The organism is Bradyrhizobium sp. NBAIM01 (genome assembly GCF_020194115.1).
In the GTDB taxonomy this organism is placed as follows: domain Bacteria; phylum Pseudomonadota; class Alphaproteobacteria; order Rhizobiales; family Xanthobacteraceae; genus Bradyrhizobium; species Bradyrhizobium yuanmingense.
In genome coordinates this window covers 342641-366063 of record NZ_JADYVU010000001.1, presented here as the reverse complement: position 1 = coordinate 366063, position 23423 = coordinate 342641, and the positions used below count along the sequence as shown (strand labels likewise).

The 23423-nt window shown below is 65.6% G+C and carries 20 protein-coding genes; 8 read left to right on the top strand and 12 right to left on the bottom strand.

Annotation, left to right across the window (positions count from 1 at the left end; all coding sequences use genetic code 11):
- Positions 1-92: 92 nt before the first annotated feature.
- Complete coding sequence (locus I6F31_RS01590; protein ID WP_225184584.1) at positions 93-881, bottom strand: thermonuclease family protein; 789 nt, start codon at positions 879-881, stop codon at positions 93-95.
- 201 nt (positions 882-1082) lie between these two features.
- Here I6F31_RS01590 and I6F31_RS01585 point away from each other — a divergent pair, with 201 nt between their 5' ends.
- From I6F31_RS01585 to I6F31_RS01575, 3 genes are all read left to right on the top strand, one after another.
- Positions 1083-2681, top strand: a complete 1599-nt coding sequence (locus I6F31_RS01585; protein ID WP_225184583.1) for a GMC family oxidoreductase — start codon at positions 1083-1085, stop codon at positions 2679-2681.
- Positions 2682-2688: 7 nt separating this feature from the next.
- Complete coding sequence (locus I6F31_RS01580) at positions 2689-3138, top strand: hypothetical protein (protein WP_225184582.1); 450 nt, start codon at positions 2689-2691, stop codon at positions 3136-3138.
- A gap of 90 nt (positions 3139-3228) precedes the next feature.
- Entirely contained in the window at positions 3229-4248 is a 1020-nt protein-coding gene (locus tag I6F31_RS01575) for a trypsin-like peptidase domain-containing protein (RefSeq protein ID WP_225184581.1), read from the top strand.
- 56 nt (positions 4249-4304) lie between these two features.
- Here the strand turns inward: I6F31_RS01575 and I6F31_RS01570 are convergent, their stop codons facing one another.
- Positions 4305-7781 (bottom strand): indolepyruvate ferredoxin oxidoreductase family protein, encoded by a 3477-nt coding sequence (locus tag I6F31_RS01570; protein ID WP_225184580.1) that lies wholly within the window; start codon positions 7779-7781, stop codon positions 4305-4307.
- A 163-nt stretch (positions 7782-7944) separates the two neighbouring features.
- On the opposite strand from I6F31_RS01570, the gene I6F31_RS01565 reads away from it, so the two are divergent.
- The 3 genes from I6F31_RS01565 to I6F31_RS01555 all read left to right on the top strand — a co-directional run bounded on the left by I6F31_RS01565 (position 7945) and on the right by I6F31_RS01555 (position 11602).
- Complete coding sequence (locus I6F31_RS01565; RefSeq protein ID WP_057026814.1) at positions 7945-8898, top strand: hypothetical protein; 954 nt, start codon at positions 7945-7947, stop codon at positions 8896-8898.
- Positions 8899-9225: 327 nt separating this feature from the next.
- Entirely contained in the window at positions 9226-9924 is a 699-nt protein-coding gene (locus I6F31_RS01560; RefSeq protein WP_057026813.1) for an isochorismatase family cysteine hydrolase, read from the top strand.
- A 10-nt stretch (positions 9925-9934) separates the two neighbouring features.
- Positions 9935-11602 (top strand): regulator, encoded by a 1668-nt coding sequence (locus I6F31_RS01555; protein ID WP_225184579.1) that lies wholly within the window; start codon positions 9935-9937, stop codon positions 11600-11602.
- A 53-nt stretch (positions 11603-11655) separates the two neighbouring features.
- Here I6F31_RS01555 and soxA read toward each other — a convergent pair whose 3' ends face one another.
- The 7 genes from soxA to I6F31_RS01520 are packed head-to-tail and all read right to left on the bottom strand — an operon-like array spanning position 11656 to position 17636.
- On the bottom strand, positions 11656-12438 hold the full coding sequence (soxA, locus tag I6F31_RS01550) for a sulfur oxidation c-type cytochrome SoxA (RefSeq protein ID WP_225146152.1): 783 nt from the start codon (positions 12436-12438) through the stop codon (positions 11656-11658).
- Positions 12435-12752: a thiosulfate oxidation carrier complex protein SoxZ gene (gene soxZ, locus I6F31_RS01545; protein ID WP_225184578.1), complete on the bottom strand. Its 318-nt coding sequence runs from the start codon at positions 12750-12752 to the stop codon at positions 12435-12437. Before soxZ ends, soxA begins: the two co-directional genes overlap by 4 nt.
- Entirely contained in the window at positions 12752-13219 is a 468-nt protein-coding gene (locus tag I6F31_RS01540) for a SoxY-related AACIE arm protein (RefSeq protein WP_225184577.1), read from the bottom strand. The genes soxZ and I6F31_RS01540 overlap by 1 nt, the downstream gene beginning before the upstream one ends.
- Before the next feature lie 4 nt (positions 13220-13223).
- The gene (gene soxX / locus I6F31_RS01535) at positions 13224-13670 is read right to left on the bottom strand and encodes a sulfur oxidation c-type cytochrome SoxX (protein ID WP_036004323.1); all 447 of its coding nucleotides are present in this window, start codon (positions 13668-13670) and stop codon (positions 13224-13226) included.
- Positions 13663-14934: an NAD(P)/FAD-dependent oxidoreductase gene (locus tag I6F31_RS01530; protein WP_225184576.1), complete on the bottom strand. Its 1272-nt coding sequence runs from the start codon at positions 14932-14934 to the stop codon at positions 13663-13665. The genes soxX and I6F31_RS01530 overlap by 8 nt, the downstream gene beginning before the upstream one ends.
- A gap of 54 nt (positions 14935-14988) precedes the next feature.
- Entirely contained in the window at positions 14989-17175 is a 2187-nt protein-coding gene (locus I6F31_RS01525; RefSeq protein ID WP_225184575.1) for a molybdopterin cofactor-binding domain-containing protein, read from the bottom strand.
- Between the two features lie 11 nt (positions 17176-17186).
- The gene (locus I6F31_RS01520; protein WP_036004329.1) at positions 17187-17636 is read right to left on the bottom strand and encodes a (2Fe-2S)-binding protein; all 450 of its coding nucleotides are present in this window, start codon (positions 17634-17636) and stop codon (positions 17187-17189) included.
- Positions 17637-17992: 356 nt separating this feature from the next.
- On the opposite strand from I6F31_RS01520, the gene I6F31_RS01515 reads away from it, so the two are divergent.
- Entirely contained in the window at positions 17993-19597 is a 1605-nt protein-coding gene (locus tag I6F31_RS01515; RefSeq protein WP_225184574.1) for a B12-binding domain-containing radical SAM protein, read from the top strand.
- Positions 19598-19601: 4 nt separating this feature from the next.
- Here I6F31_RS01515 and I6F31_RS01510 read toward each other — a convergent pair whose 3' ends face one another.
- Positions 19602-20990, bottom strand: coding sequence for an MFS transporter (locus tag I6F31_RS01510; RefSeq protein ID WP_225184573.1), 1389 nt, complete (start codon positions 20988-20990; stop codon positions 19602-19604).
- 423 nt (positions 20991-21413) lie between these two features.
- Here I6F31_RS01510 and cax point away from each other — a divergent pair, with 423 nt between their 5' ends.
- Positions 21414-22517, top strand: coding sequence for a calcium/proton exchanger (gene cax, locus I6F31_RS01505; protein WP_225134178.1), 1104 nt, complete (start codon positions 21414-21416; stop codon positions 22515-22517).
- Between the two features lie 157 nt (positions 22518-22674).
- Here the strand turns inward: cax and I6F31_RS01500 are convergent, their stop codons facing one another.
- Positions 22675-22950 (bottom strand): hypothetical protein, encoded by a 276-nt coding sequence (locus I6F31_RS01500; protein ID WP_225184572.1) that lies wholly within the window; start codon positions 22948-22950, stop codon positions 22675-22677.
- Positions 22951-22964: 14 nt separating this feature from the next.
- Entirely contained in the window at positions 22965-23396 is a 432-nt protein-coding gene (locus I6F31_RS01495) for a pyridoxamine 5'-phosphate oxidase family protein (protein WP_109144574.1), read from the bottom strand.
- Positions 23397-23423 lie beyond the last annotated feature (27 nt).

Sequence of the window (23423 nt, the reverse complement as noted above, 5' to 3'; positions counted from 1 at the left end):
GTTGGCATACAAATGCAGCAACCGCCGACCAAGTTCAATTCCGGATCAATACGGTCTCGGATTACCACTCACGGCTGCGTGAGGGAGCTTGCTCACCTTGGCCGGCGGCAATTGTAGGCCTTGCGGAAGCCGGCCGCCTGGGCGTCGTCCTCCGAGCAGAACCAGCGATCCGGTGTCGTGGTCGCGGGATAGCTCGGACATCCGCGCAGATGGTAGATGCCGATATTGCCGGTGACGCGGGCGCGCACCGCGAGCTTGCCCTTGATGCTGCAGTTGGGGGGCATGGTCAGCTCCTCCGGAAACAGCACGGCGCGGATTTCCTTGTCGCGGTCCGGGCGGCAGGCGGTGCCCAGCAGCGCGCCGTCCTTCTTGCCGCTGCGGAAATCTTGCGGTGCAACAAAACAGCCCTTCCAGATCCCCGCCGCCGTCGTCTTGGCCTCGGTGGCTGCCGGCTTGACGTTGGCCTTCATCGGCTCGCGTGCGAGGGCAAAGCCGAGCTTGATCAGCTGCTCGTTCAGGCTGGCCTTGTCGCCTTCGGCCGTGCAGATGGCGCGGTGCCGCTTGCCAAAGCTCTTCTCGGGTCCGACATCGTCGCAGCGCACCGTTCGTTTGTTGATGAGCTTCGCGAGCTGGTCGCGGGCCTCGATGCCGCAGGTCCAGGCATCGGCTTTATTGTCGATGCAGACCTGGTCGAGCTCCGGCGCGTCGACGCCGTCGAGCCGGTAGGTGACGTCGCCGAGCTGGACCGAGTTGCCGTCACGGGCCGTCGCGGCGCCGGTCAGCGCGGAAACTGGTCCGGACGAGGCCAGAAATCCGGACCAGGCGAGAAACGAAACGAGCGCAAAAGCGCGGGCGGCTGCAAAGATTTTCTGGAAGGACATACGGTCTCGCTATCGATGGCTCGTGCGCCCCGTTCCTAGCATCCGGATGTGGCGAGACCAATGGTCTGCGCCTCGCGAAGTGCGACATTCCGGCCCCGCCGCTTTACTCCGCCGGCGCTCTGCCCGTATCGTTTCGCCGGCCTCGCTGACCGCGCAAGGCCGAATCGCCCGGTAAGCGGCGAGGGGGAGGACAAGGTTGCGATGAAAGACCCGGTGGATGTCCTGATCATCGGCGCCGGCGCTTCGGGCGCGGCGGTGGCGTGGTCGCTGGCCGAGACCAAGATGCATATCCTCTGCCTGGAGCAGGGCGGCTGGATGAACCCGGCGGAATATCCCAGCACGGGCCGCGACTGGGAGGCCAAGTTCTACGGCGAGTGGTCGTCGAGCCCCAATGTTCGCGGCCGTCCCGAGGACTACCCGATCAACGACGACAACTCTCCGATCAAGGTCGTGAACTACAACGCGGTCGGCGGCTCGACGGTGATGTACACCGCGCACTGGCCGCGGCTGCATCCCTCCGATTTCAAGGTGAAGACGCTCGACGGCGTCGCCGACGACTGGCCGATCGACTACGAGGCATTGACTCCGTTCTTCGAAGAGAACGACCGCATGATGGGCACGTCAGGCCTGTCAGGCGATCCGCTGTCGCCGCTGACGCATCCGCCGATGCCGCAGCAGCCGATGGGCCTGTCCGGCGCCATCATCGCCAAGGCCATGAACAAGCTCGGCTGGCACTGGTGGCCGTCGGACACCACGGTCGCGACGATGGACTACGAGGGCCGGGCGCGCTGCATTAATCTCGGCCATTGCACGCCGGCCTGCGCGCAAGGCGCAAAATCCTCCACCGACATCACCTATTGGCCGCATGCGATCCGTGCCGGCGTCGAGCTGCGCACGCATTGCCGGGTGCGCGAGATCACCACCGACGAGAACGGCATGGCCTCGGGCGTGGTCTATTACGACAAGGACGGCGTCGAGCAGTTTCAGCCCGCGCATGTCGTCGTCATCGCCTGCAACGGCGTCGGCACGCCGCGGCTGCTGCTCAACTCGGCATCGGGCCGCTTCCCCAACGGGCTTGCCAATTCGTCGGGTCTCGTCGGCAAGAATTTGATGTTCCATCCCTATGCGCAGATCTACGGCTATGTGAAGGAGCCGACTGACTCCAACCGCGCGCCGCCGACCTGCCTGTGGAGCAAGCAATGGTATGACACCGACCTGTCGCGCGGTTTCGTGCGCGGCTATGGCGTTCAGTTCGTGCGCGGGGCCGGGCCGGTGTTCGAAGCGGTCGTGAGCGAGCAAAAGGGCATCTTGCCGTGGGGCGAGGATCACCACCGCGTGTTCCGCAAGCTCAACGGCCATCGCTTAGGTTTCTCCGCGATTTGTGAGGATCTGCCGGAGGAGCACAATCGTGTCACGCTGGATCCGGTGCTGAAGGACAGTCACGGCATTCCCGCGCCGAAGGTCGACTACACCATCAGCGAGAACAGTCGGAAGATGATGGAGCACGCGCTGGCGCGCGGCCGCGAGTTCCTCGAGACTGCCGGCGCGAGCGACATCTGCGTCAACTCGCCGATCCCCTGGGGCGGCTGGCACCTGCTCGGCACCGCGCGCATGGGCACCGACCCCGAGCGTTCCGTCGTCAACGAATGGGGCCGCTCGCACGATGTGAAGAACCTCTTCATCGTCGACGGCAGCATCTTCGTCACCTCGGGCGGCGTGAACCCGACCTCCACCATCCAGGCCCTCGCGCTCTACATCGCCGACCAGATGAAGCAGCGCCTGGCCAATTTGTTCGATTGAGGCTGTGATGTCCGCAGACAACCAACTGACACGCAGGCAACGCGACGATCTCCGCGCCATCGCCGCGATGATCATTTCGGCCAGCGACGAGTACAAGGTGCCGGGCGCCGACGATCCCGCGATCCAGGCCGACATGCTGGCAACGCTCGGTCGCGATACCAAATTGGTGGCGGCGGCGCTGGATCATTTGGCGCGGCTCGCCGGGGGCCCGCTTGCCGAGTTCGATGCCGCCAGACGCGATGCGGTGGTGCACGAGTTTCGGAAGAGCGGCGGTGCCGCCGCGGCAACGCTCGTCCGTGTCGTACTGCAATGCTATTACCGCGACGACCGCGTGCTGGGCTCGCTGGGGCTCGAGCTGCGCGCGCCATTCCCCAAGGGCCATGTGCTCCCAGAGGGGGACTGGTCGCTGCTCGATCCGGTCAAGGCGAGAGGTGGCTCGCTGAGGCGCCCGCCCTAGCCATCTGGGCAGCCCGGCGCTGCGCTCCAGGCGGGCCCTTGCGGCGGCGGGAACAGGCCACCATCTGTGTGAGCCTCAAGGACTCTTGCCATGTTGGACTTCACATCAGATATCGCCGATGACGCACCGTCATCGCGAACGACGGCGTCTGGCCCGGCCGACGACCGGGCGCTGCTGGACGCCTATTCCAATGCTGTGATCGACGTCACCGATCGCGTCGGCCCTGCGGTCGTGCGCGTCGAGACCGGCCCCAAGGTGCCGAACGGTCGCGAGCGCGGCGGGCTCGGCTCTGGCATCGTGATCTCGCCGGATGGGCTCGTGCTCACCAACAGTCATGTGGTCGGCACGTCGAAGGAGATCCGGCTGCGCGACGTCGAAGGCCATGTCGGCGACGCCCAGGTGCTCGGCGCCGATCCCGACACGGATCTGGCGCTGCTGCGTGCCAATGGCGTGCGGCACTTGCCCTATGCCGCGCTCGGCAATTCCAAGAGCCTGCGGCGCGGCCAGCTCGTGATCGCGATCGGCAATCCGCTCGGCTTCGAATCGACCGTGACGGCCGGCGTGGTCTCCGCGCTCGGCCGCTCGATCCGCTCGGTGAGCGGGCGCACCATCGAGGACGTGATCCAGACCGATGCCGCGCTCAATCCCGGCAATTCCGGCGGGCCGCTGGTGTCGTCGCATGCCGAGGTGATCGGCATCAACACCGCGATCATCAATGGCGCGCAAGGAATCTGTTTTGCGGTGGCCAGCAACACCGCGCAATTCGTGCTGTCGGAGATCATCCGCCACGGCTATGTCCGCCGCGCCTATATCGGTGTCGCCGGGCAGACCGCGCCGGTCCCGCGGCGACATGCGGTGCTGGCCGGCGTCGAGAACAAGATGGGCGCGCTTCTGATGCAGATCGAGCCGGATGGACCGGCGGCGAAGGCAGGCCTGTTGCCCGGCGACGTCGTCATCAGGCTCGACGGCGTCGAGATCAATGGCGTCGACGATCTGATCAGCGTGCTCGACCGCGACCGGATCGGGCGGCGGCTCGCCATGGACGTGCTGCGCCTCGGCCGCCTGCGTGCGATCGACATCGACCCGATCGAGCGCAAGCCGGCGCGCTGAACCGGGCGATGACAGCGTGTGTGTGGCTGACGCGGAGAGAGGCTGGCGCCTAGCCTCTACTCCGCCGCCGCGGCGAAGCGGCTGTTCTCGAGCTCCGCTTCCAGCCGCGCCGTCTCGGCCGCCGCCAGCCTGATGTTGGCCTCCTTGACGTGGCCGAAGCCGCGGATGGTCTCCGGCACGCGCGCAAGCCTTGCCAGCAGCGGGATTTGATCCGGCTTCAGCCCTGTGATCCGCTGGTCGATCATCGCCAGATAATCCGCGATCAATTTCCGCTCAGTCCGGCGCTCCCCGGTGCGGCCGAACGGATCGAACACGCTGCCGCGCAGGAACTTGAGCCTGGCGAGCACGCGGAAGGCGTGGATCATCCAGCTGCCGAACTCCTGCTTCTGCAGATGTCCGGTCGTCTTGTCGCGCTTGGTGAAGATCGGCGGCGCCAGATGGTACTTCAGCGTGAAATCGCCGTCGAACTTCTCAGACACTTTCTTGGCGAAGCTGCCGTCGGTGTAGAGCCGGGCGACCTCATATTCGTCCTTGTAGGACATCAGCTTGAACAGGTTCTTTGCGACCGCTTCGGTGAGCTCGGTTGACCCGGGCAAAGCCGCGCTCTCCGCCTTGCGCACCTTGGCGACGGCTGCGAGGTAGCGGTCGGCATAGGCCTTGTCCTGATAGAAGGTCAGGAATTCGGTGCGCGTCGCGATGATGTCGTCGAGTGATTTCGCCGGCGCGGACGCTCTTGCCTTGAACTGAAGCACGCTGCGCACGCGCGACATGTCGTGGGCTGCGAGCCGGCCCCAGGTGAAGGCGAGCTTGTTCATCGCGATCGCAGCGCCGTTGATCTCGATGGCGCGGAGCAGGGCCTCCAGCGACAGCGGGATCGCGCCCTTCTGGAACGCAAAGCCCAGCATGAACGGGTTGGTGGCGATGGAATCGCCCATCAGGGCCGCGGCAATGCCTGTTGCGTCGATGATGTCGAGGTTGTTGTCGCCGATCGCGTCGCGGAGCACGGTCTGCATCGCGCCCATCTCGAAATCGAGATCGGGGTTTTGCACGAAGCTCGCGGTCGGCTGCAGATCGGCGTTAATGTAGGCCTTGGTCACGCCGCGCTCGGCGCGGCTCAGCGCCGTCGGGCCCGCGGAAACGATCATGTCGCAGCCGAGGATGACGTCAGCGCCGCCCGTGGTGATGCGGACCGCGGAAATATCTTCCGGCCTCCGTGCGATGCGGACATGGCTCATCACCGCGCCGTTCTTCTGCGACAGGCCGGTGAAGTCGAGCGCCGAGCAGCCGCGGCCGTCGACATGGGCAGCCATGCCGAGCAGGGCACCGATGGTGATGACGCCGGTGCCGCCGATGCCGGTGACGAGGATGTTGTAGGGCCTGTCCAGCTCACGCGCCGGCGGCAGCGGCAGATCCGCGAACAGCTGGCCGGAATCCACAGCCGAGGTCTTCATCCGCTTCAGCGAGCCGCCATGGACGGTGACGAAGCTCGGGCAAAAGCCCTCGACGCAGGAAAAGTCCTTGTTGCAGTTCGACTGGTCGATCTGGCGCTTGCGGCCGAATTCGGTCTCCAGCGGCTGCACCGAGACGCAGTTCGAGGCCTGCGAGCAATCGCCGCAACCTTCGCAAACGAGCTCGTTGATGAAGGCGCGCTTGGCGGGATCGGGATAGAGCCCGCGCTTACGGCGGCGGCGCTTCTCGGCGGCGCAGGTCTGGTCGTAGATGATGACCGTTAGGCCCTTGATATCGCGCAGCTCGCGCTGCACGGCGTCGAGCTCGCGGCGGTGGTGGATGGTCGCGCCTTGCGGGAAGTAATTGCCTTGCGGATACTTCGTGGGATCGTCGGAGACGATCGCAAGCCGCTTGACGCCCTCGGCCCAGACCTGATGGGCGATCTGCGCGACGTTGAAGGCGCCTTCGGCGGGCTGGCCGCCGGTCATCGCCACGGCGTCGTTGTAGAGGATCTTGTAGGTGATGTTGATGCCGGCGGCCGAAGCCGCACGAAGGGCGAGCAGGCCGGAATGCGTGTAGGTGCCGTCGCCGAGATTCTGGAAGATGTGATTCTCGTTCGTGAAGGGCGACTGGCCGATCCAGTTCACGCCCTCGGCGCCCATATGCGAGATCAGATCCGTGCGGCGGGTCGGCATGCTCAGCGCCATGCCGTGGCAGCCGATGCCGGCCATGGCGCGGCTGCCCTCGGGCACCCGCGTCGAGGTGTTGTGCGGGCAGCCCGAGCAGAAGAACGGCGTGCGCGCGAGCTTGATCGGCGTGCTGGTCGTCACCGGGTTGTCGAAGGCCTCGAGCCTGGCGAGGCGCTGCTCCAGCACGGGACTGTGATGGCCGAGCTTGCGCAAGCGCGCCACCAGCGCGCCAGCGACGATGGTCGGCGTCAGCTCGCCCTCGCTCGGCAACAGCGGTGCGCCGCGCTCATCGCGCTTGCCGGTGACGGTCGGGCGCTTTGAGGCATCGACGTTGTAGAGGATCCGCATCAGCTGGTCTTCGATGAAGCCGCGCTTCTCCTCGACCACCAGCACGTCCTGAAGACCTTCAGCGAAACGTTTCGCGCCGCTTTCCTCCAGCGGCCAGGTCAAGGCAACCTTGTAGATGCGAAGGCCCAGGTCCTGCGCGTCCTTGTCGGTGATGCCGAGATCAACGAGCGCCTGGCGCAGGTCGAGATAGGCTTTTCCAGTCGCGACGATGCCGAGCCGCGCAGGCTTGGAATCTAGCACCATGCGGTCGAGCTGGTTGGCGCGGGCGAAGGCCTGCACCGCGGCCATCTTGGGGCCGAACAGGCGCTTCTCAGCCTCGAGCGGCGGATCGGGCCAGCGGATGTTGAGGCCGCCGGGCGGCATCTCGAAATCGTCGGGCACCACGATCTGGATGCGTTCAGGGTCGCTATAGATCGACGCGGAGCTCTCCACGGTCTCGCTGATCGCCTTGAAGCCGACCCAGCAGCCCGAGAAGCGCGACAGTGCAAAACCGTAGAGGCCGAGGTCGAGATAGTCCTGGAGCGTGGCAGGATTGATCACGGGAATCAGCGCCGCCGCGAACACCTGCTCGCTCTGATGCGCCAGCGTCGAGGACTGGCAGCCGTGGTCGTCGCCAGCGAGCGCCAGCACGCCGCCGTTGCGCGAGGTGCCGGCGGCATTGGCGTGCTTGAGCGCATCGACCGAGCGGTCGACGCCCGGGCCCTTGCCGTACCAGATGCCGAACACGCCATCGACCTTGGCGCCGGGAAACAGGCCGACCTGCTGGCTGCCCCAGACCGCAGTTGCGGCGAGGTCCTCGTTCAAACCAGGGACGAAAGCGATGTCGTGCTGCTGAAGGTGCGACTTCGCCCGCCACAACGCGTGGTCGTACATGCCGAGCGGGGAACCGCGATAGCCCGAGATGAAGCCGCCGGTGTTGAGGCCCTGAAGCCGGTCGCGTTCGCGCTGCAACATGGGCAGGCGGACCAGGGCCTGCGTGCCGGACAGGAAGATCCGCTTCGATTCGAGCCGGTATTTGTCGTCCAGCTCGACCTGCAACAGCGTCATTCGGAAGTCCTCGTCTTTCGTTCGGCGGGAGGTTTGCGCTGCGGGAGGAATCGCGGCTGCGCGATGCGAATTGTGACAGTCAAAAGGATGGGCCAGCGAAGTCAATATCGCTGGCCGCATCCGTGGCGCTCCTGCTAGTCATGGCTTGCACGCGGAGAGCGCCATGACTGCAAACGCATTCGACACCGAGATCACGGAGACGGCCGAGGCCCTGATCGGGCCGTGGCGTCAGCCACGCCAGATGCTGCAGGCGCAGACCTATGACGCGCACGCCTCGATCCATGACGACGCCACCGCGCAGAAGCTCGGCTTCAAGGGCGGCACGATCGAGGGCCCGACGCATTTCAGCCAGTTCGCTCCGCTCGGCGAGCGGCTGTGGGGGCAGGCTTGGTTCGAGATAGGCTGCCTTTCAGCACATTACCGCAGCGTCTGCTATGAGGGCGAAGAGGTGCAGGCGATCCTGGCGAAGCCATTGCCCGGCACCCGCCAGTGCCAGATCCAGATGGTCAAGCGCGACGGCACTGAGGTGCTGCGCGGCACGGCATCAGTCGGCGATTTGCCGGTTGCAACGGCGCTCGAGGCGCGCCTTGGCGAGCTCAAGCCGCTCACTGATCCCGTGATCTTGCGCGATGTGAAGGTGGCGCAGACCAGCAAGCGGCAGTCGGTGCGCATGGCGTTCGACCAGAACATGGGCGACCTCTATCCGTTCTCGCTGAGGCAGAAGCTCGCCGTCATCACCGAAAGCTCGCCGTACTATTCGGGCGCGGATAATCCGTGGGGCAAGCCCATCATCCCGATGGAGATGCTGAGCGTGCTGTTCCAGTACCGCTCCAAGGACGATCCGCTGCCGGCCAAGGGCCCGGCCGTCGGCCTGTTCGCCGACCAGGAGATCCGCCTGCTGAAGGGTCCACTTTTCGAGGGCGAGGAATACGAGGTCGAGCGCGAAGTGGTCGCGCTGTCCGGCAGCCGCCGCACCGAAAGCGCCTGGGTCAAGACGCGCGTGTTCGACAAGGCGGGCACGATGGTGGCGGCCATGCTGCTGAACATGGCGACGCTGAAGGAGTCTTACGCCCCGTATGAGGAAGAGCATCGGCAGTTGTATGGGGCGGGGCGGTAGTCCCACTCCCGTCATTCCGGGGCGCGCGCAGCGCGAGCTATGATGCGCAATTGCGCATCAGAGAATCCATCTCACCTCGCGCACTGCCGCCCGATGGATTCCGGGCTCGACGCTTCGCGTCGCCCCGGAATGACGAGCGGAGGCCGCTCATCCTTTAAGCAGATGCACGGCGCGAAGCCGTCGCACAGGGAATAAGCAGACGCCGATCGCCGGCGTAACCTTCTGACCAGACGACAAATTCCCTCGCTACCCGCGCTCAACCGCAATTGTACACAATGGCACGGCGCTTGCAGAACTCCCGGCCAGGAGAGTTCTCGCGGGGCCGTCATGTTGAACTCAGCCAAGCCGACCAAGGGCGTCGTCAGCGCCGAGCCCGAGCCGATCGCGCTCGACTGGCCCGCCACCGCGCTCCTCATCATCGACATGCAGCGCGACTTCATGGAGCCCGGCGGCTTCGGCGAGACGCTGGGCAACGACGTCAGCCAGCTCGCGCGCGCGGTGAAGCCGATCGGCGCGGTGCTGACGGCCGCGCGCGACACCGGCATGCTGGTCATCCACACGCGGGAGGGGCATCTGCCCGATCTCTCCGATGCGCCGCCGGCCAAGGTCGAGCGCGGCGCGCCGAGCCTTCGCATCGGCGATCCCGGTCCGATGGGCCGCATCCTCATTCGCGGCGAGGCCGGCCACGACATCATTCCCGAGCTCTATCCGCTCGACAGCGAAATCGTCATCGACAAGCCCGGCAAGGGGGCGTTCTACGCGACCGAGCTCGGCGAGGTCTTGGAGAAATACGGCATCGAGAATTTGCTGGTGTGCGGCGTCACCACCGAAGTGTGCGTCAACACCACGGTGCGCGAGGCCAACGACCGCGGCTATCGCTGCGTCGTCATCGCCGACGGCTGCGCGTCCTACTTCCCCGAGTTTCACGAGATGGGCCTGAAGATGATCAAGGCCCAGGGCGGCATCTTCGGTTGGGTCGCGGATTCAGCCGCAGTTCTGGAGGCAATGAAGGTTTCGACCACATAGGGGTACTATCATGAGCACATTGACGGGGGCGGCCGGCAGTTCTGATCTGAACAAGTCCGACTTCAAGCCGGCGCTATGGACGTCGGGCGACTGGAACGCGTTGTTCGGCTTCGGCACCAACATCCTCGTCAACATGTTGGTGCTCACGGGCCTGTTGCGCTTCGTGCTGAAGATGCCCGACAGCCTCGTGTTCGGCCGCATCCTGCCCGCGCTCGGGCTGATGATGTGTCTCTCCACCTTCTATTACGCCTATCTCGCCTATCGCCTGGCCCAGAAGACCGGCCGCAACGACGTCTGCGCGCTGCCGTCGGGCGTCAGCGTGCCGCACATGTTCATCGTGACCTTCGTGATCATGCTGCCGATCACGCTCAAGACCGGCGATCCGCTCAAGGGGTGGTCGGCGGGCCTCGTCTGGGTATTCTTCCAGAGCTTCATCCTGATGATCGGCGGCTTCATCGCGCCGTTCATCCGCAAGATCACGCCGCGCGCGGCGCTGCTCGGCACGCTCGCAGGGGTCTCCGTCACCTTCATCTCGATGCGGCCAGCGTTAGAGATGTACATGACGCCGCAGATCGGTCTCGTCTGCTTCGCCATCATCCTGGTGAGCTGGTTCGGCGGCGTGAAGTATTGGCGCGGCATTCCCGCGGGCCTCGTCGCAATCGCGGCCGGCATGATCATCGCCTGGGGCTCGAACCTGTTCGGGCTCGGCCTCGGCGGCCTGAGCATCGCGGGCGTCGGTGCGGCCTTTGCGAACTTCGGCTTCTCGGTGCCGATCCCGGCGCTTGGCTACGTCTTCTCCGGCTTTGAATTCCTCGGCATCATCCTGGTCACCGCCATTCCGTTCGGCATCTACGACCTCGTCGAGGCCATGGACAATGTCGAGAGCGCGGAAGCGGCCGGCGACGACTATCCGACCACGCACGTGCTCACCGCCGACGGCGTCGTCAGCCTGATCGGCTGCCTGATGGGCAATCCTTTCATCAACGCGGTCTATATCGGCCATCCCGGCTGGAAGGCGATGGGCGGCCGAATCGGCTATTCGGCTGCGACCGGCATCATGGTGGTGGTGCTGTCCTGGTTCGGCATCATCTCGGTGCTGCTGGCGCTGGTGCCCGTGGTCGCGATCTCTCCGATCCTGCTCTACATCGGCATGCTGATCGGCGCGCAGGCGTTCCAGACCACGCCGGTCAAGCACGCGCCTGCGATCGTGCTGGCACTGACCCCGCACCTTGCCGCCTGGGCCAAGCTCCAGATCGATACGATGCTGGCCTCGACCATGACTGCGGCAGCAACCGTCGGCGGGATGGCGGCCGACAAGGCCGACGCGGTCAAGACCGCAGCGGTGGCGGCGCTGCCGCAGCAGGGCGTGTTCTATCACGGCCTCGAAGTCATGGGCGGCGGCTCCATCCTCGGCGGCCTCATCCTCGGCGCTATCGGTGTCTTCATCATCGAGCGCGATTTCGAGAAGGCCTCCGCCTTTGCGCTGGTCGGGGCGATCCTGACCTATTTCGGCTTCATGCATGGCGAGGCCGTCGGCATCGGCGGCGGCTTTGGCGTGACCCCCACGGTCGCGCTGGCCTACGCCGTGATGGCCGCCGGCCTGTTCGCGGCCAGCAAGCTCGGCGCCAGCGAACACTATGCCGCGCATCCGGAGATGTCGGCCGCACCGGCGGAGTAGGCCCGGCTTCATTGTTGCGGAACGGCCGGGCGGATGGTCCGGCCGTTGCTGTTTCAGGGCCGCACCGCCGGCGTTTCCATCGGCAGGCCGCGCGCGCGCGACATCAGATAGAGCTCGAGCGCGACCAGCTCGGGCGAGCCGTAATCATAGGCCTGGGCGCGGACACCGCTCATGCAGCTGCGCAGCCGTCGCTCCAGCGAGCCCAGCGTCTGCCATTCCAGTCGATACAGCGGATAGCCGGTCGGCTGTCCTTGCGTGATCGGAGCGCCCGCGAGGCGCTTGTCGAAATTGTCGTCATGGCAGTTGGTGCAGGCAAGGTTGAGCTGGCCTTCGCGCTGCATGAAGAGCTCGCGGCCCTGGTCGACAAACGGCTTGAGCTGCGGATCGTCGCCGGCCGTGATCGGATTGCCACGCGACTGGTGGGCGATGAAGGCGGATAATGCCAGCAGGTCGCGGCTCTCGTTAGGTAGCGGCGTTGCCTGCTGATGATTGGCCCGGCAGAGATTGATGCGCTGGTCGAGCGTGACGGGGCGCGCGAGTGCCTTGTCGAAGGCGGGATAACGCGCCGCGACGCCCTTCATGCTGGTGCGCGCATCGCCATGACAATCGGCGCATGCCCTGTCGGCGCTGCCGGTCTTCTTCTTCCACAGCTGCTCGCCGTCGAGCACGAACAGCATGCCGGGATTGGCGGTGTCGTCGTCCTGCATCGCCCGGGTGTCCGGGCCCATGAAGGCATAGCCGGAGCGGCGCGCATCGGGCGGGATCTCTGCGGCGAGCAGGGCTGGGCCCGTGACGAGGAATATCGCCGCCGCCGCTATCGCGCGCCAAGCGATCATTCGACCCTGATCGATGCGGATGCGGTGGACGAATAGCCGTTGTCGCCAATCCACTCGAACTCGAACTTGCCGCTCTCCTTGGCCACCGTGAAGAACGACAAATATGGGTTCGCCGCGATCGCCGGAAACAGGTCGGCACGAAAGATTTCGGCGCCGTTGTAGCGGCAGATGAAGCTCGTGATGATGTCGCGCGGCACGAGCTTGCCGTCCGCGGTATGGCGGAATCCTGTTTCCATGATGTGCGAGGTCAGCGTGCGGAGCTCGATGATGTCGCCGCGTCTGGCCTTGGCCGGAACGTTGATGAGGGCGGCCATCAGTTCATCTCCTCGGTGCATGCGGCCAGCGTCACGACCACATCGGCGGCGACCTGCCAGAACGTATCGTCGGACAGGCGCGCGATCGCGACCACCTTCTGGGTGTCGGCGAGCCGGATCCGTGTCGAGACCCGGGCCCGGCCGGAGGAGGGGCCGAGATGAAAATTGCCGATGTTCGGTTGCGGGTTCTTCTCGTTGAAGACGTGGATGGACTTGACGTAGTCGGTCGCCGTCATCGGGCTTGCAACGCTCACCGTGATCGGCACCGTGTTGCCGTTCTCGACCAGCGGCGGAATGTCGAGCTTGACCCTTCCGATGTGAACCTGCGCTTCGCCGACGACGTCACGGATTGCGGTGTTGAGCATTGCCGGTGTCGCTTCGAGCGGCCGCACCGTGACGATCGGGATCGTCCCGGCGGCCATGATGCCTCCGGTGAGGCGCAGAAAGTGTCGTCGCGTGGTTGGCATCGATCTAGTCCCGAAGCGTTGCAAGAAAAGCCACGATGTCCTCGATCTCCGCGGCCGACAGGATCGGCTTGCCGGCGAAGTTGCGTCCGACGCGGACGAGGCCGTCGTTGCGATAATAGGACGGCATGATGGTGTCCGGATTGAAGCGCGAGGCATCGACCAGTCGAAGCCGCAACTGGCTCGCGGACCACCGGTTCCCGGCACCGGCAAGATCAGGCGCGAGGTCGCCCTGGAACCGCGTTTCCGGAAATGGGCCGGAATGGCAGAGGATGCAGGTCGTCGTGCGTGCGAGCACCAGCGCGCGCCCACGCGTGGCATCGCTGGGCGAGCCGGTGAGCGAGGCGGGAATGCCGTCGCCGACGATTGTGTAGGGCACGAGCTCGTCCGCGCTCGCGCTGCAGGCGAGGCTGGCAGAGATCAGCGCTGCGATATGGATCGGGGCTCTAGCCAAAGGTGTCCGCCGTGATGGTTTCAAACCAGCGCTCCGCCTCCGCTGCCTCGCGGGCGCGCAATTGGCGCGGCGCGTCGACCGGGCTGGTGGCGCCGCCCTCGACCTCGGCGAAGATGTCGCCCCTGGGCTCGTAATTGCCGGCCAGCGAGAAGCCGTAACCGGGCGCGACGACGTTGTAACAGACGCCTGTCAGGCGTGGCGTGTCCGGTGGACGGCCCGCGAGCAGATTGACGATCGCGCCTGCGCAGGCCTTGCCTTGCGCGCTCGCAGCGGCTGCCGATTTGGGAATGCCGCCGCCGAGGCAGGCATCGCCAACGACGTGGACGTTCGGAACGAGTTTCGACTCGAACGTGACGGGATCGATCGGGCACCAGCCCGTCGCGTCCGCAGCGCCCGCGATGGCGGCGATGCGCCCCGCGCGCTGCGGCGGGATGACGTTGGCGACATCAGGGGTGTAGTTGCCGAACTCCGTGACGATGGTTCGCGTCGCCGGATCGACCGAGGTGACGCGGCCGCCTTGCGACAGTGCGACGCGCTCGATCATGTCGCCGTAGAGCTCCTTCCACGCCTTCTCGAACAGCCGCTGCTGCGAGAAATTGTCCTTGGCGTCGAGGACCAGCACCTTCGAGCGCGGCTTGCTCGACCTCAGGTAATGCGCGATCAGGCTGGCGCGCTCGTAAGGTGCAGGCGGGCACCGGGAAGGATTGGCCGGGATTGCAATGGCGATCGTGCCGCCGTCCGCCATCGCTTCCAATTGCCGGCGCAGCAAAAGCGTTTGCGCGCCGGCCTTCCAGCCGTGCGGCATCGTCTCCGGAGCGACACCGTCGTAGCCGGGCAGGGCTTCGAGATGGAAGTCGATGCCGGGCGAGAGCACGAGGCGGTCATAGCCGAACGTGGTGCCATCGCCCGTCGTCACACGACGCGTTTGCGTGTCGATGCCCGTCGCAGCCTGGATGACGATGCTGATGCCCCCGGCGGAAAGCTTGTCGTAGCCGAACTGCTGCGCCTCGATCTGGCGCAGGCCCGCGATCACCTCGTTGCTGAAGGGACAGGAGATGTAGGTCTGGTTCGGCTCGATCAGGGTGACCTGCAATTTAGCATCGGCGCGCGCGAGCGCACGGGCGCAAGCCGCGCCGCCAAAGCCGCCGCCGACCACGACGACGCGGCCCGCCGATTGCGCGCGCAGGATCGAAGGTGCGGCGAGCGATGTGGCGGCGACGGCGATGCCGAGGACGGCATTCCGCCGCGTCACCGGCGCATTCATGTGTCTTGTCCGAAAAGTGTGCCGCGGCGGCCTGAGTGGCCGCCGCGGCGTGTGTCAGGCGAACGTGATGTTCTGGTCGCGCAGCGGCACATGGCGAATGCGCTTGCCGGTCGCGGCGAAGTACGCATTCAGCACGGCCGGCGCCGCCACGCCGATGGTCGGCTCGCCGACGCCGCCCCAGAACCCGCCGCTCGGCACCATCACCGTCTCCACTTTCGGCATCTCGTTGATGCGCATCGAATTGTAGGTGTCGAAGTTGGTCTGCTCGATCTTGCCGTCCTTCACCGTGCAGCCGCCGTAGAACAGCGCGGAGAGGCCATAGACGAAGGAGCCGGCGACCTGCCGTTCCACCTGCGCCGGATTGACGACGTAGCCGGGATCGGTGGAGGCGACGATGCGATGCACCTTGATCTTGCTGCCCTCGGTCACCGAGATCTCGGCGGCGCCGGCGACATAGCTGCCATAGCCCATGACCTGGGCGATGCCGCGATAGACGCCGCGCGGCGCCGGCGTGGTCCAGCCGATCTTCTCGGCCACCGCATTGAGCACCGCGAGGTGCTTGGGGTGGTTGCCCATCAGCTTGCGGCGGAATTCGAGGGGGTCCTGGCCTGCGGCATGGGCGAGCTCGTCCATGAAGCATTCCATGTAGATTGCGTTGTGGTTGACGTTGACGCCGCGCCAGAAGCCGGGCGGGACGTGCGGGTTGCGCATCGCATGCTCGACCAGAAGGTTCGGCACCGAATAGCCGAATGCGGCTTCGCCGGATTGGGCGACGCCCTGGAATGCGGCGGGATCCATCCCGTTCTGCAGCGCTTCGGGGCGGAGCGAGAACAAGATCGATTGCCCGGACAGGCGGTAGTGCAGCGCGATCAGGTTGTTGTTGGCATCGAACGCGCCGGTCATCTTGCACTGGGTGATCGGGTGATACCGGCCGTGCGCCATGTCCTCTTCGCGCGACCACAGCAGCTTGACCGGCGTGCCCGGCATCTGCTTGGCGATCGTGACGGCTTGGCGCACATAATCGGTCTGGCCGCGCCGGCCGAAGCCGCCGCCAAGCATCACCTTGTGCACGTCGCACTTCTCGGGCGGCAGGCCGGACGCTTCCAGCACCGCCGCAAACGCCGCCTCGCCGTTCTGCGTGCCGCACCAGACCTCGCATCGGTCCGCCGTGTAGAGCGCGGTGGCATTCATCGGCTCCATCGTGGCGTGGTTCTGGTAGGGATAGGAGTAGACGGCCTCGACCTTCTTGGCGGCGCCGGCAATCGCGGCCTTCGCGTCGCCGTTCTTGTTGCCGACATAGGCCGGCTGCGCATTGTCGAGGCCCTCGGCCAGCCATTTCGCAATCGACTCGCTGGAGACTTTTGCGTTGTCGCCTTCGTCCCAGACGATCGGCAGCGCCTCCAGCGCGGTCTTGGCGTGCCACCAGGTGTCGGCGACGACCGCGACGGCGGTGTCGCCGACCCTGACGACCTTCTTGACGCCTTTCATGTTGGCGATCTTGGCTTCGTCAAAGCTCTTCAGCTTGCCGCCGAACACCGGGCAGTCCTTGATCGCAGCGTTCAGCATGCCCGGCAGCTTGACGTCGACGCCGTAGATCATCGCGCCGGTGGTCTTGTCGACCGTGTCGAGCCGATTGACGCCCTTGCCGATCAGCTTCCAGTCCTTCGGATCCTTCAGCTTGACGTCCGCCGGCGGCGTCAGCTTCGCCGCAGCTTCGGCGACCTTGCCATAGGTCGTGGTCCGGCCCGAGGGCGTATGGGTGATGACGCTGTTCTGGGCCCTGCATTCGGAGGCCGGCACCTTCCAGGCGTCGGCTGCGGCCTGGATCAGCATCACGCGCGCGGTGGCGCCGCCCTTGCGGACATAGTCCTGCGAGGAGCGGATGCCGCGGCTGCCGCCAGTCGAGAAATCGCCCCAGACGCGCTTGCGCGCGACGCTCTGGCCGGGGGTCGGATATTCGGTCGTGACCTTGGTCCAGTCGCATTCGAGCTCCTCGGCAACGAGCTGGGCGAGGCCGGTCAGCGAGCCCTGGCCCATCTCCGAGCGGGCGATGCGGATCACCACGGTGTCGTCGGGCCTGACCACGACCCAGGCGCCGATCTCCGGCGAGCCGTCGGCGGCGCGGACCACGGCGGGGCCGCCGAAGGGCAGGTCGAGGCCGATGGCAAGGCCGGCACCGACCGCAGCGGTGCCGATGACGAAGGCGCGGCGGTTGAGCCGCGGCGATATATGCTTGTTCATGTGGGATTTCCTTACGCGCTCGCGATCGTGTGGATCGCCTCGCGCACCTGCTGGAAGGTGCCGCAGCGGCAGATATTCGTGATGGCCTCGTCGATGTCGGCGTCGGTCGGCTTCGGCTTCTCGTTCAAGAGCGCGGCCACCGCCATGATCATGCCGCTCTGGCAATAGCCGCATTGCGGCACGTCCTGGGCGATCCAGGCCTCCTGCACCTTGTGCAGCGTATTGCCCGAGGCGAGCCCCTCGATGGTGGTGATCTGCTTGCCCTCGGCCTCGCTGACCGAGATGCCGCAGGAGCGCATCGCAACGCCGTCGAGGTGAACCGTGCAGGCACCGCATTGTGCAATGCCGCAACCGTATTTGGTGCCGGTCAGGCCGGCATTCTCGCGGATCGCCCAAAGCAGCGGCGTATCCGGCTCGACGTCGAGTGTGAAGGGTTTTCCGTTGATTGTTAGGTTTGCCATCGCAAGTCCCCTGATTGGCCCAATCCACCGATTGAACTCAGGGGCGCAATGTGTGCGGCAAACTGGAACGGTTCAAATCAATAGTCCGAGGTTCAAATCAACAAACCGAGCGCGACCAGGGCGCATGACCCCCGCTCTGGGTATGGACCGGGACGCCGTTTTAACTCATCCCTTCGCAATCGATTCGGGTTGAGGCCTTGTTCCGAGGGCGCCAATCCGCGGCTTGAGGCGACGTCCGGCTGTGAATGCCGGTTCCAGGGCCCCGCGCGGCTTGCGCTGCGGCGACAGTTTGTCCCTATTGCCGGGGTGCAAGTCGCGGGCGCTTTGGTACACTGCGCCGACGCAAAAGGAGTTCCATGAACGTGCCGAGTCCCTGCAACGTACTGATGCTCTACCCGCTGTTCTCGGCAGAGTCCTTCTGGACCTTCGGCGAATCCTGCAAAGTGCTGGGCGTCAAGCGCCCGGCCGCCCCCCTGGGCCTGATCACCGTCGCCGCGATGCTGCCCGAGAGCTGGACCGTCCGGCTGATCGATTGCAACACCGCGCCGTTCGGGGAGGAGGATCTCGCCTGGGCCGACGTCGTCTTCACCGGCGGAATGTTGCCCCAGCAGGCCGACACGTTGCGTCTGATCGAGCTCTGCCGCGCTGCCGGCAAGCCGGTCGTGGTCGGCGGACCCGACCCCACCTCGAGCCCCCATATCTATGAACGGGCCGATTTCCGGGTGCTCGGCGAGGCCGAGAGCGTCATGAACGAATTCATCGCGGCCTGGGAGAGCGGCGCGCGATCCGGCCTCTTCACCGCACCGAAGTTCCAGGCCGACGTCACCAAGACGCCGGTGCCGCGTTTCGACCTGCTCAAGTTCGAGGACTATCTCTATCTCGGTGTGCAATATTCGCGCGGCTGTCCGTTCACCTGCGAATTCTGCGACATCATCGAGCTCTACGGGCGCGTGCCGCGGACCAAGACGATCGAGCAGATGTTCGTCGAGCTCGAGACGCTCTACAAGATGGGCTATCGCGGTCATCTCGACTTCGTCGACGACAATTTCATCGGCAACAAGAAGTCGCTGCGGCAGTTCCTGCCGAAGCTCGCCGAATGGCAGCGCACGCACGGCTATCCGTTCGAATTCTCCACGGAAGCCTCGGTCAATCTCGCCGACGACCCGGAGCTGTTGGAGCTGATGGGTGCGGCCAATTTCTTCGGCATCTTCGTCGGCATCGAAAGTCCGGACCCGGCGACGCTGGTCGCGATGCGCAAGAAGCAGAACACGCGGCGCAACATCGCCGAGAGCATCCACAAGATCTACGCCGCCGGCATGCTCGTCACCGCGGGCTTCATCGTTGGCTTCGACAACGAGAAGGTCTCGATGGCGGAGGCGATGATCGACTTCATCGAGGAGGCGGCAATCCCCGTCGCCATGGTCGGCCTGCTCTATGCCTTGCCCAACACGCAGCTCACGCGCCGGCTGGAGCGCGAAGGCCGGCTGCATTCCGGGCACGACGTGGCGCCGACGATTGGCGCCGATCAGTGCACGGCGGGCATCAATTTCGATCCGGTCCGCCCGTTGCGCGACATCCTGACGGACTACAAGCGGGTGCTGGAACACATCTACAGCCCGGCGGCCTATGCAGCACGTGTCGACCGCCTGATGACGCTGCTCGACCGGTCGAGGCAGCGTTCCGAGCTTGCCGAAGGCGATATCCGCTCCAAGCTCGGAGCCATGGAGACCGTGCACAAGGTGGTGTCCGCGCTTCCTGAGGCGCGGGGGCCGCTCTGGCAGACCTTCATGAACTGCGCCAAGCGCGACACGTCATCGGCGCGCATCGCCGTGCAGATGATCGCGGCCTATGCACATCTCGGCCCGTACTCGCGCAAGGTCATCGCGGCGATCGACGAGCGCCTGGCCGCGCTGGACAACGAGACCGTCGCTCCGGTGGCTGTCGGCGTGACGGCGGCCTGACAGCTTACTTCACGGCGAGCCGCAGGAAGCTCATCACGCTGCCGAGCGCGGCAAAGCCCGCGCCGAGCGCCAGCGCCAGCGTCGCGCCCTCGTGGCCAGCGAGTGCGAAGCAGGCGGCGGCGAGCGCCGCGCCGGTGGTCTGCCCAGTCAGGCGCGCGGTCGCGACGATGCCGGAGGCGCTGCCGCTGCGGTGCGGCGGCGCGCTTGCCATGACCGCCTTCATGTTCGGCGCCTGGAAGAAGCCGAAGCCCATGCCGCAGATCACCATTCGCCAGATGATGTCGGCCATGGCGGGATTGGCCGGCAGTGTCGCGAGCAGCGCCATGCCGAGACCGAGCAGCACGAGCCCGATGCCGCCGAGCAGGCCGACGGCATGGCGGTCGGAGAGGCGGCCTGCGATCGGCGCCATGATGCCGACCACCAGCGGCCAGGGCGTCATGAAGAAGCCGGTCTCGACCTGCGAGCGGCCGAGCACATCCTCGAAATAGAACGGCAGCGAGACGAAGGCGAGGCCCTGGACGGCGAAGGAGCACACCGCCGTTGCCGCCGACAGCGCGAACATCGGCCTGGCGAACAGGTCGATCGGCAGCATCGGCGCGGGATGGTCGGCGTGGCGGCGGGTCAGGATCACGCCGAGCACGAGGGCTGTGACCAGCTCGATGCCGACCACGAATGGCGACAGATTGTGCGCGGCGCTGCCGATGCCGGTGATGAACAGGCCGAGGCAGGCGGTGGCCAGGATCGCGCCGAGCAAGTCGAAGCCGTGATCGGCGCGCGGGGTCTTCGGCAGCATGGCAAAGCCGATGCTGATGGCGATGAGGCCGAAGGGGATGTTGACGGCGAACAGCCACGGCCACGGGCCGAAGGCGAGGATGGCGGAGGCGATCGAGGGCCCGAAGGTGAAGGCGGTCGCGACCACGAGCGCGTTGTGACCGAAGCCGCGGCCGAGCATGCGGCCGGGATAGACGAAGCGCACCAGCGCCGTGTTGACGCTCATGATGCCGCTCGCCCCCAGCCCTTGCAGCGCGCGCGCCAGCAACAGGCTGTCGAGCGACCATGCCACCGCGCAGAACAGCGAGGCAATGGTGAACAGGATCAGTCCGCCGAGATAGATGCGCTGGTGCCCGACGATCTCGCCGAGCGCCCCGAGCGGCAAGAGCGTCGCCACCAGCGCGATCTGGTAGACGTTGACGACCCAGACCGACTGCTCCGGCGTGACGTGCAGGTCGGCGGCGATGGCGGGCAGGGCGATGTTGGCAATGGCAGTGTCGAGCGAGGCCATCGCGAGCGCAGTGAAGATCGCGGCAACCGCCCAGCGCCGCTGCGTCGACGGAAGACCGTCGGCGGTGGGATGGTCGGGCTCGCGCGCGGCGGCAGGTAACGTGATCGTCATTTTTGTTGGCGCGCTGCTCCGGCGGCGTAGCCATGGGGGACGTTCGGCATGTACTACGGAGGCGCCGGCTTCCACAGGCGCAAGCTTGCATGCTGTGTATGCGCGAAGGTCAGGCGATGCGGCTGCGCTGCGAGCGCAGGGCCAAATGAAAAGAGTCGAAAAACAACCCCATGCACAGTAGGAGGCCCTTTGATCGACAAGGCATTTTCCTGCCGTGTCGCAAACGGCGGTCGCAGCCGCAATCAAGTTGACCCGTCGGGCAAAACACTGGCAGGATGCCAGCGTGCCGGCGATCGGCCGGGAGCAGGCCGCATGCGCGTCCTGCGCGCGCCTTCTCCACCACGCCGGCGTTGAGACAGATCAACACTCGACCTGCGCGGCCGCCCGACCTTTCCATCAGCGCATCGATGGAAGGGCGGCTACATGCAGATTCTGCTCAGGGAAATCCGGAATACCCCTTTGCTCTGGATGCTGGCCTTCGTGCCCATCGTGCTGGTGGCCGAGACGGTGGCGCCACATTCCCATACGCTGCTGTTTGTGCTCGCGGTGCTGGCCATCGTTCCGCTGGCGGCGCTGCTCAGCCACGCCACCGAGGCGGTCGCCGCCAAGACTGGCGATGCCGTGGGCGGATTGCTCAATGCAACGCTCGGCAATCTGACCGAGCTGATCATCGCCATCACGGCGCTGCGCGCCGGCCAGTACATGCTGGTGAAGGCCTCGATCGCGGGCGCGATCGTCACCAACGCGGTGTTCATGCTGGGCGCCTGCCTGTTGCTGGGCGGCCTGCGCTATCATGTGCAGGAATATAACCGCGCCGGTGCGCGGCTCTCGTCCGGCCTGTTGCTGATGGCGACCGTCGCGCTGCTTGCGCCTTCGGCGGTCGCCGATCTCGACCACCTGCCGCAGGGCGGGGGCATCCTCAACAAGCTCAGCCTCGGCATTTCGGTCCTGCTCATCACAGCTTACGGGCTCGGCCTGTTGTTCTCGCTTCGAACGCACAAGGAATTGTTCGCAAGCGCCGGTCACGGCGACGACGACAAGGAGGCGCACTGGCCGATCGGAACGGCCGTCGGCACGCTGCTGGTCGTCACCGTGCTGGTCGCGCTGGTCAGCGAGATCTTCGTGGAATCGGTGCAGAAGGCGGCGGAAACCTTCGGAATGAGCCCGGCCTTCGTCGGCTTCATCGTGGTCTCGCTGGTCGGCGCCGCCGCGGAATTCGCGGTGGCCTTCGCCGCGGCACGCAAGGACCGGCTCGACATGGCCGTCAGCATTGCGCTCGGCAGCGCCTCGCAGATCGCGTTGTTCGTCGCACCCGCTTTGGTGCTGCTCAGCTATGTCGTGGGGCCGAAGCCGATGGACCTGCAGTTCTGGCCGGGCGCGGTCACCATGATGATGATCGCGACGGTGACGTCGGCCTTCATCACGGCCAGCGGGCGCTCGGCCTGGTTCGTCGGCGCCCTGCTGATCTTCATCTATGCCGTGTTCGCGCTGACGCTGTACGTGGTCCCGCCGGCGGGGCAGGGGTGAAGTTCGGTGCCCCTCGATCTCGCTCCGGCAGGCTATTGGTCGTACGAGAAAATGTCGGCTCCAGGCCGCGATCGTCGGCGTCAGCCCGGGTGCATGGCGGCGCGATGCGCAGGGATCAGCAAACCGCGAAGGTTAGGCGTGCTTCGTCGAACCCACCTTACGGCACAAACGTGCTGAGCTCGTAGACGACGACCGCAGCGCCGAGGCAGCGCCGCCAGGGATTCACGCCGCGGATAATCTCATCGGCGCCCCAAATCACTAGTCCGCTTTTAAAGACGATTGTCAGGGCGACGCTGGCTCTTCCCGCGGAATGCCAGATCCAAAGCAGAAGGCCCGCGACGATCACGATCCATAGAATGAGGTTGGGCCATTGCGCGATGGTGATGGCACCGGTTTCGCGGCTCCTGAAGAACCAATCGAGGAATCGGCGCACGATCACCGCGTCAGTCAGATCACGACCTCACCCTCTTCGCGGCCCGTCCAATAAGTGATGCGCTTGGCTTTGACCTTGATCAGGACGATGCCCGGCGTATCGATTCCGTTTTCGAACCACTTGTCGAGGTCGCTGGTCCAATGCTGTTGGAAGGCGGCCTTGTCGCGGATCAGCTCGGCAGTCCCTTCGACCGCGAGGTAGATTCCCTTCGAGAATAGGCCCGCCTCCGATGAGAATCCGAGCGCTACCTTGGGATTTCGTTGGATGTCCGACACCGTTCGCGCCTGTTCGTAGGTGAAGTAGTACGAGGTGCCGTCGTAGGCGACGTCGCCGTTGTTGCTCATCGGACGGTTGGCAATCTCGCCGTTCTCGGTGTGCGTCGAGAGAATGGCGATGTCGATGCCGGCCATTTCCTTTGAAATTTCGGCGAGCGATTTCTTGGGCATGAACTTTCCTCCAGTGGAGCGGAGGCA

What these genes read in the sequence shown, in the direction of transcription:
- I6F31_RS01590 (WP_225184584.1), bottom strand. Translation starts at nt 881, where the DNA reads ATGTCCTTCCAGAAAATCTTTGCAGCCGCCCGCGCTTTTGCGCTCGTT.
- I6F31_RS01585 (WP_225184583.1), top strand. Translation starts at nt 1,083, where the DNA reads ATGAAAGACCCGGTGGATGTCCTGATCATCGGCGCCGGCGCTTCGGGC.
- I6F31_RS01580 (WP_225184582.1), top strand. Translation starts at nt 2,689, where the DNA reads ATGTCCGCAGACAACCAACTGACACGCAGGCAACGCGACGATCTCCGC.
- I6F31_RS01575 (WP_225184581.1), top strand. Translation starts at nt 3,229, where the DNA reads ATGTTGGACTTCACATCAGATATCGCCGATGACGCACCGTCATCGCGA.
- I6F31_RS01570 (WP_225184580.1), bottom strand. Translation starts at nt 7,781, where the DNA reads ATGACGCTGTTGCAGGTCGAGCTGGACGACAAATACCGGCTCGAATCG.
- I6F31_RS01565 (WP_057026814.1), top strand. Translation starts at nt 7,945, where the DNA reads ATGACTGCAAACGCATTCGACACCGAGATCACGGAGACGGCCGAGGCC.
- I6F31_RS01560 (WP_057026813.1), top strand. Translation starts at nt 9,226, where the DNA reads ATGTTGAACTCAGCCAAGCCGACCAAGGGCGTCGTCAGCGCCGAGCCC.
- I6F31_RS01555 (WP_225184579.1), top strand. Translation starts at nt 9,935, where the DNA reads ATGAGCACATTGACGGGGGCGGCCGGCAGTTCTGATCTGAACAAGTCC.
- soxA (WP_225146152.1), bottom strand. Translation starts at nt 12,438, where the DNA reads ATGATCGCTTGGCGCGCGATAGCGGCGGCGGCGATATTCCTCGTCACG.
- soxZ (WP_225184578.1), bottom strand. Translation starts at nt 12,752, where the DNA reads ATGGCCGCCCTCATCAACGTTCCGGCCAAGGCCAGACGCGGCGACATC.
- I6F31_RS01540 (WP_225184577.1), bottom strand. Translation starts at nt 13,219, where the DNA reads ATGCCAACCACGCGACGACACTTTCTGCGCCTCACCGGAGGCATCATG.
- I6F31_RS01530 (WP_225184576.1), bottom strand. Translation starts at nt 14,934, where the DNA reads ATGAATGCGCCGGTGACGCGGCGGAATGCCGTCCTCGGCATCGCCGTC.
- I6F31_RS01525 (WP_225184575.1), bottom strand. Translation starts at nt 17,175, where the DNA reads ATGAACAAGCATATATCGCCGCGGCTCAACCGCCGCGCCTTCGTCATC.
- I6F31_RS01520 (WP_036004329.1), bottom strand. Translation starts at nt 17,636, where the DNA reads ATGGCAAACCTAACAATCAACGGAAAACCCTTCACACTCGACGTCGAG.
- I6F31_RS01515 (WP_225184574.1), top strand. Translation starts at nt 17,993, where the DNA reads ATGAACGTGCCGAGTCCCTGCAACGTACTGATGCTCTACCCGCTGTTC.
- I6F31_RS01510 (WP_225184573.1), bottom strand. Translation starts at nt 20,990, where the DNA reads ATGACGATCACGTTACCTGCCGCCGCGCGCGAGCCCGACCATCCCACC.
- cax (WP_225134178.1), top strand. Translation starts at nt 21,414, where the DNA reads ATGCAGATTCTGCTCAGGGAAATCCGGAATACCCCTTTGCTCTGGATG.
- I6F31_RS01495 (WP_109144574.1), bottom strand. Translation starts at nt 23,396, where the DNA reads ATGCCCAAGAAATCGCTCGCCGAAATTTCAAAGGAAATGGCCGGCATC.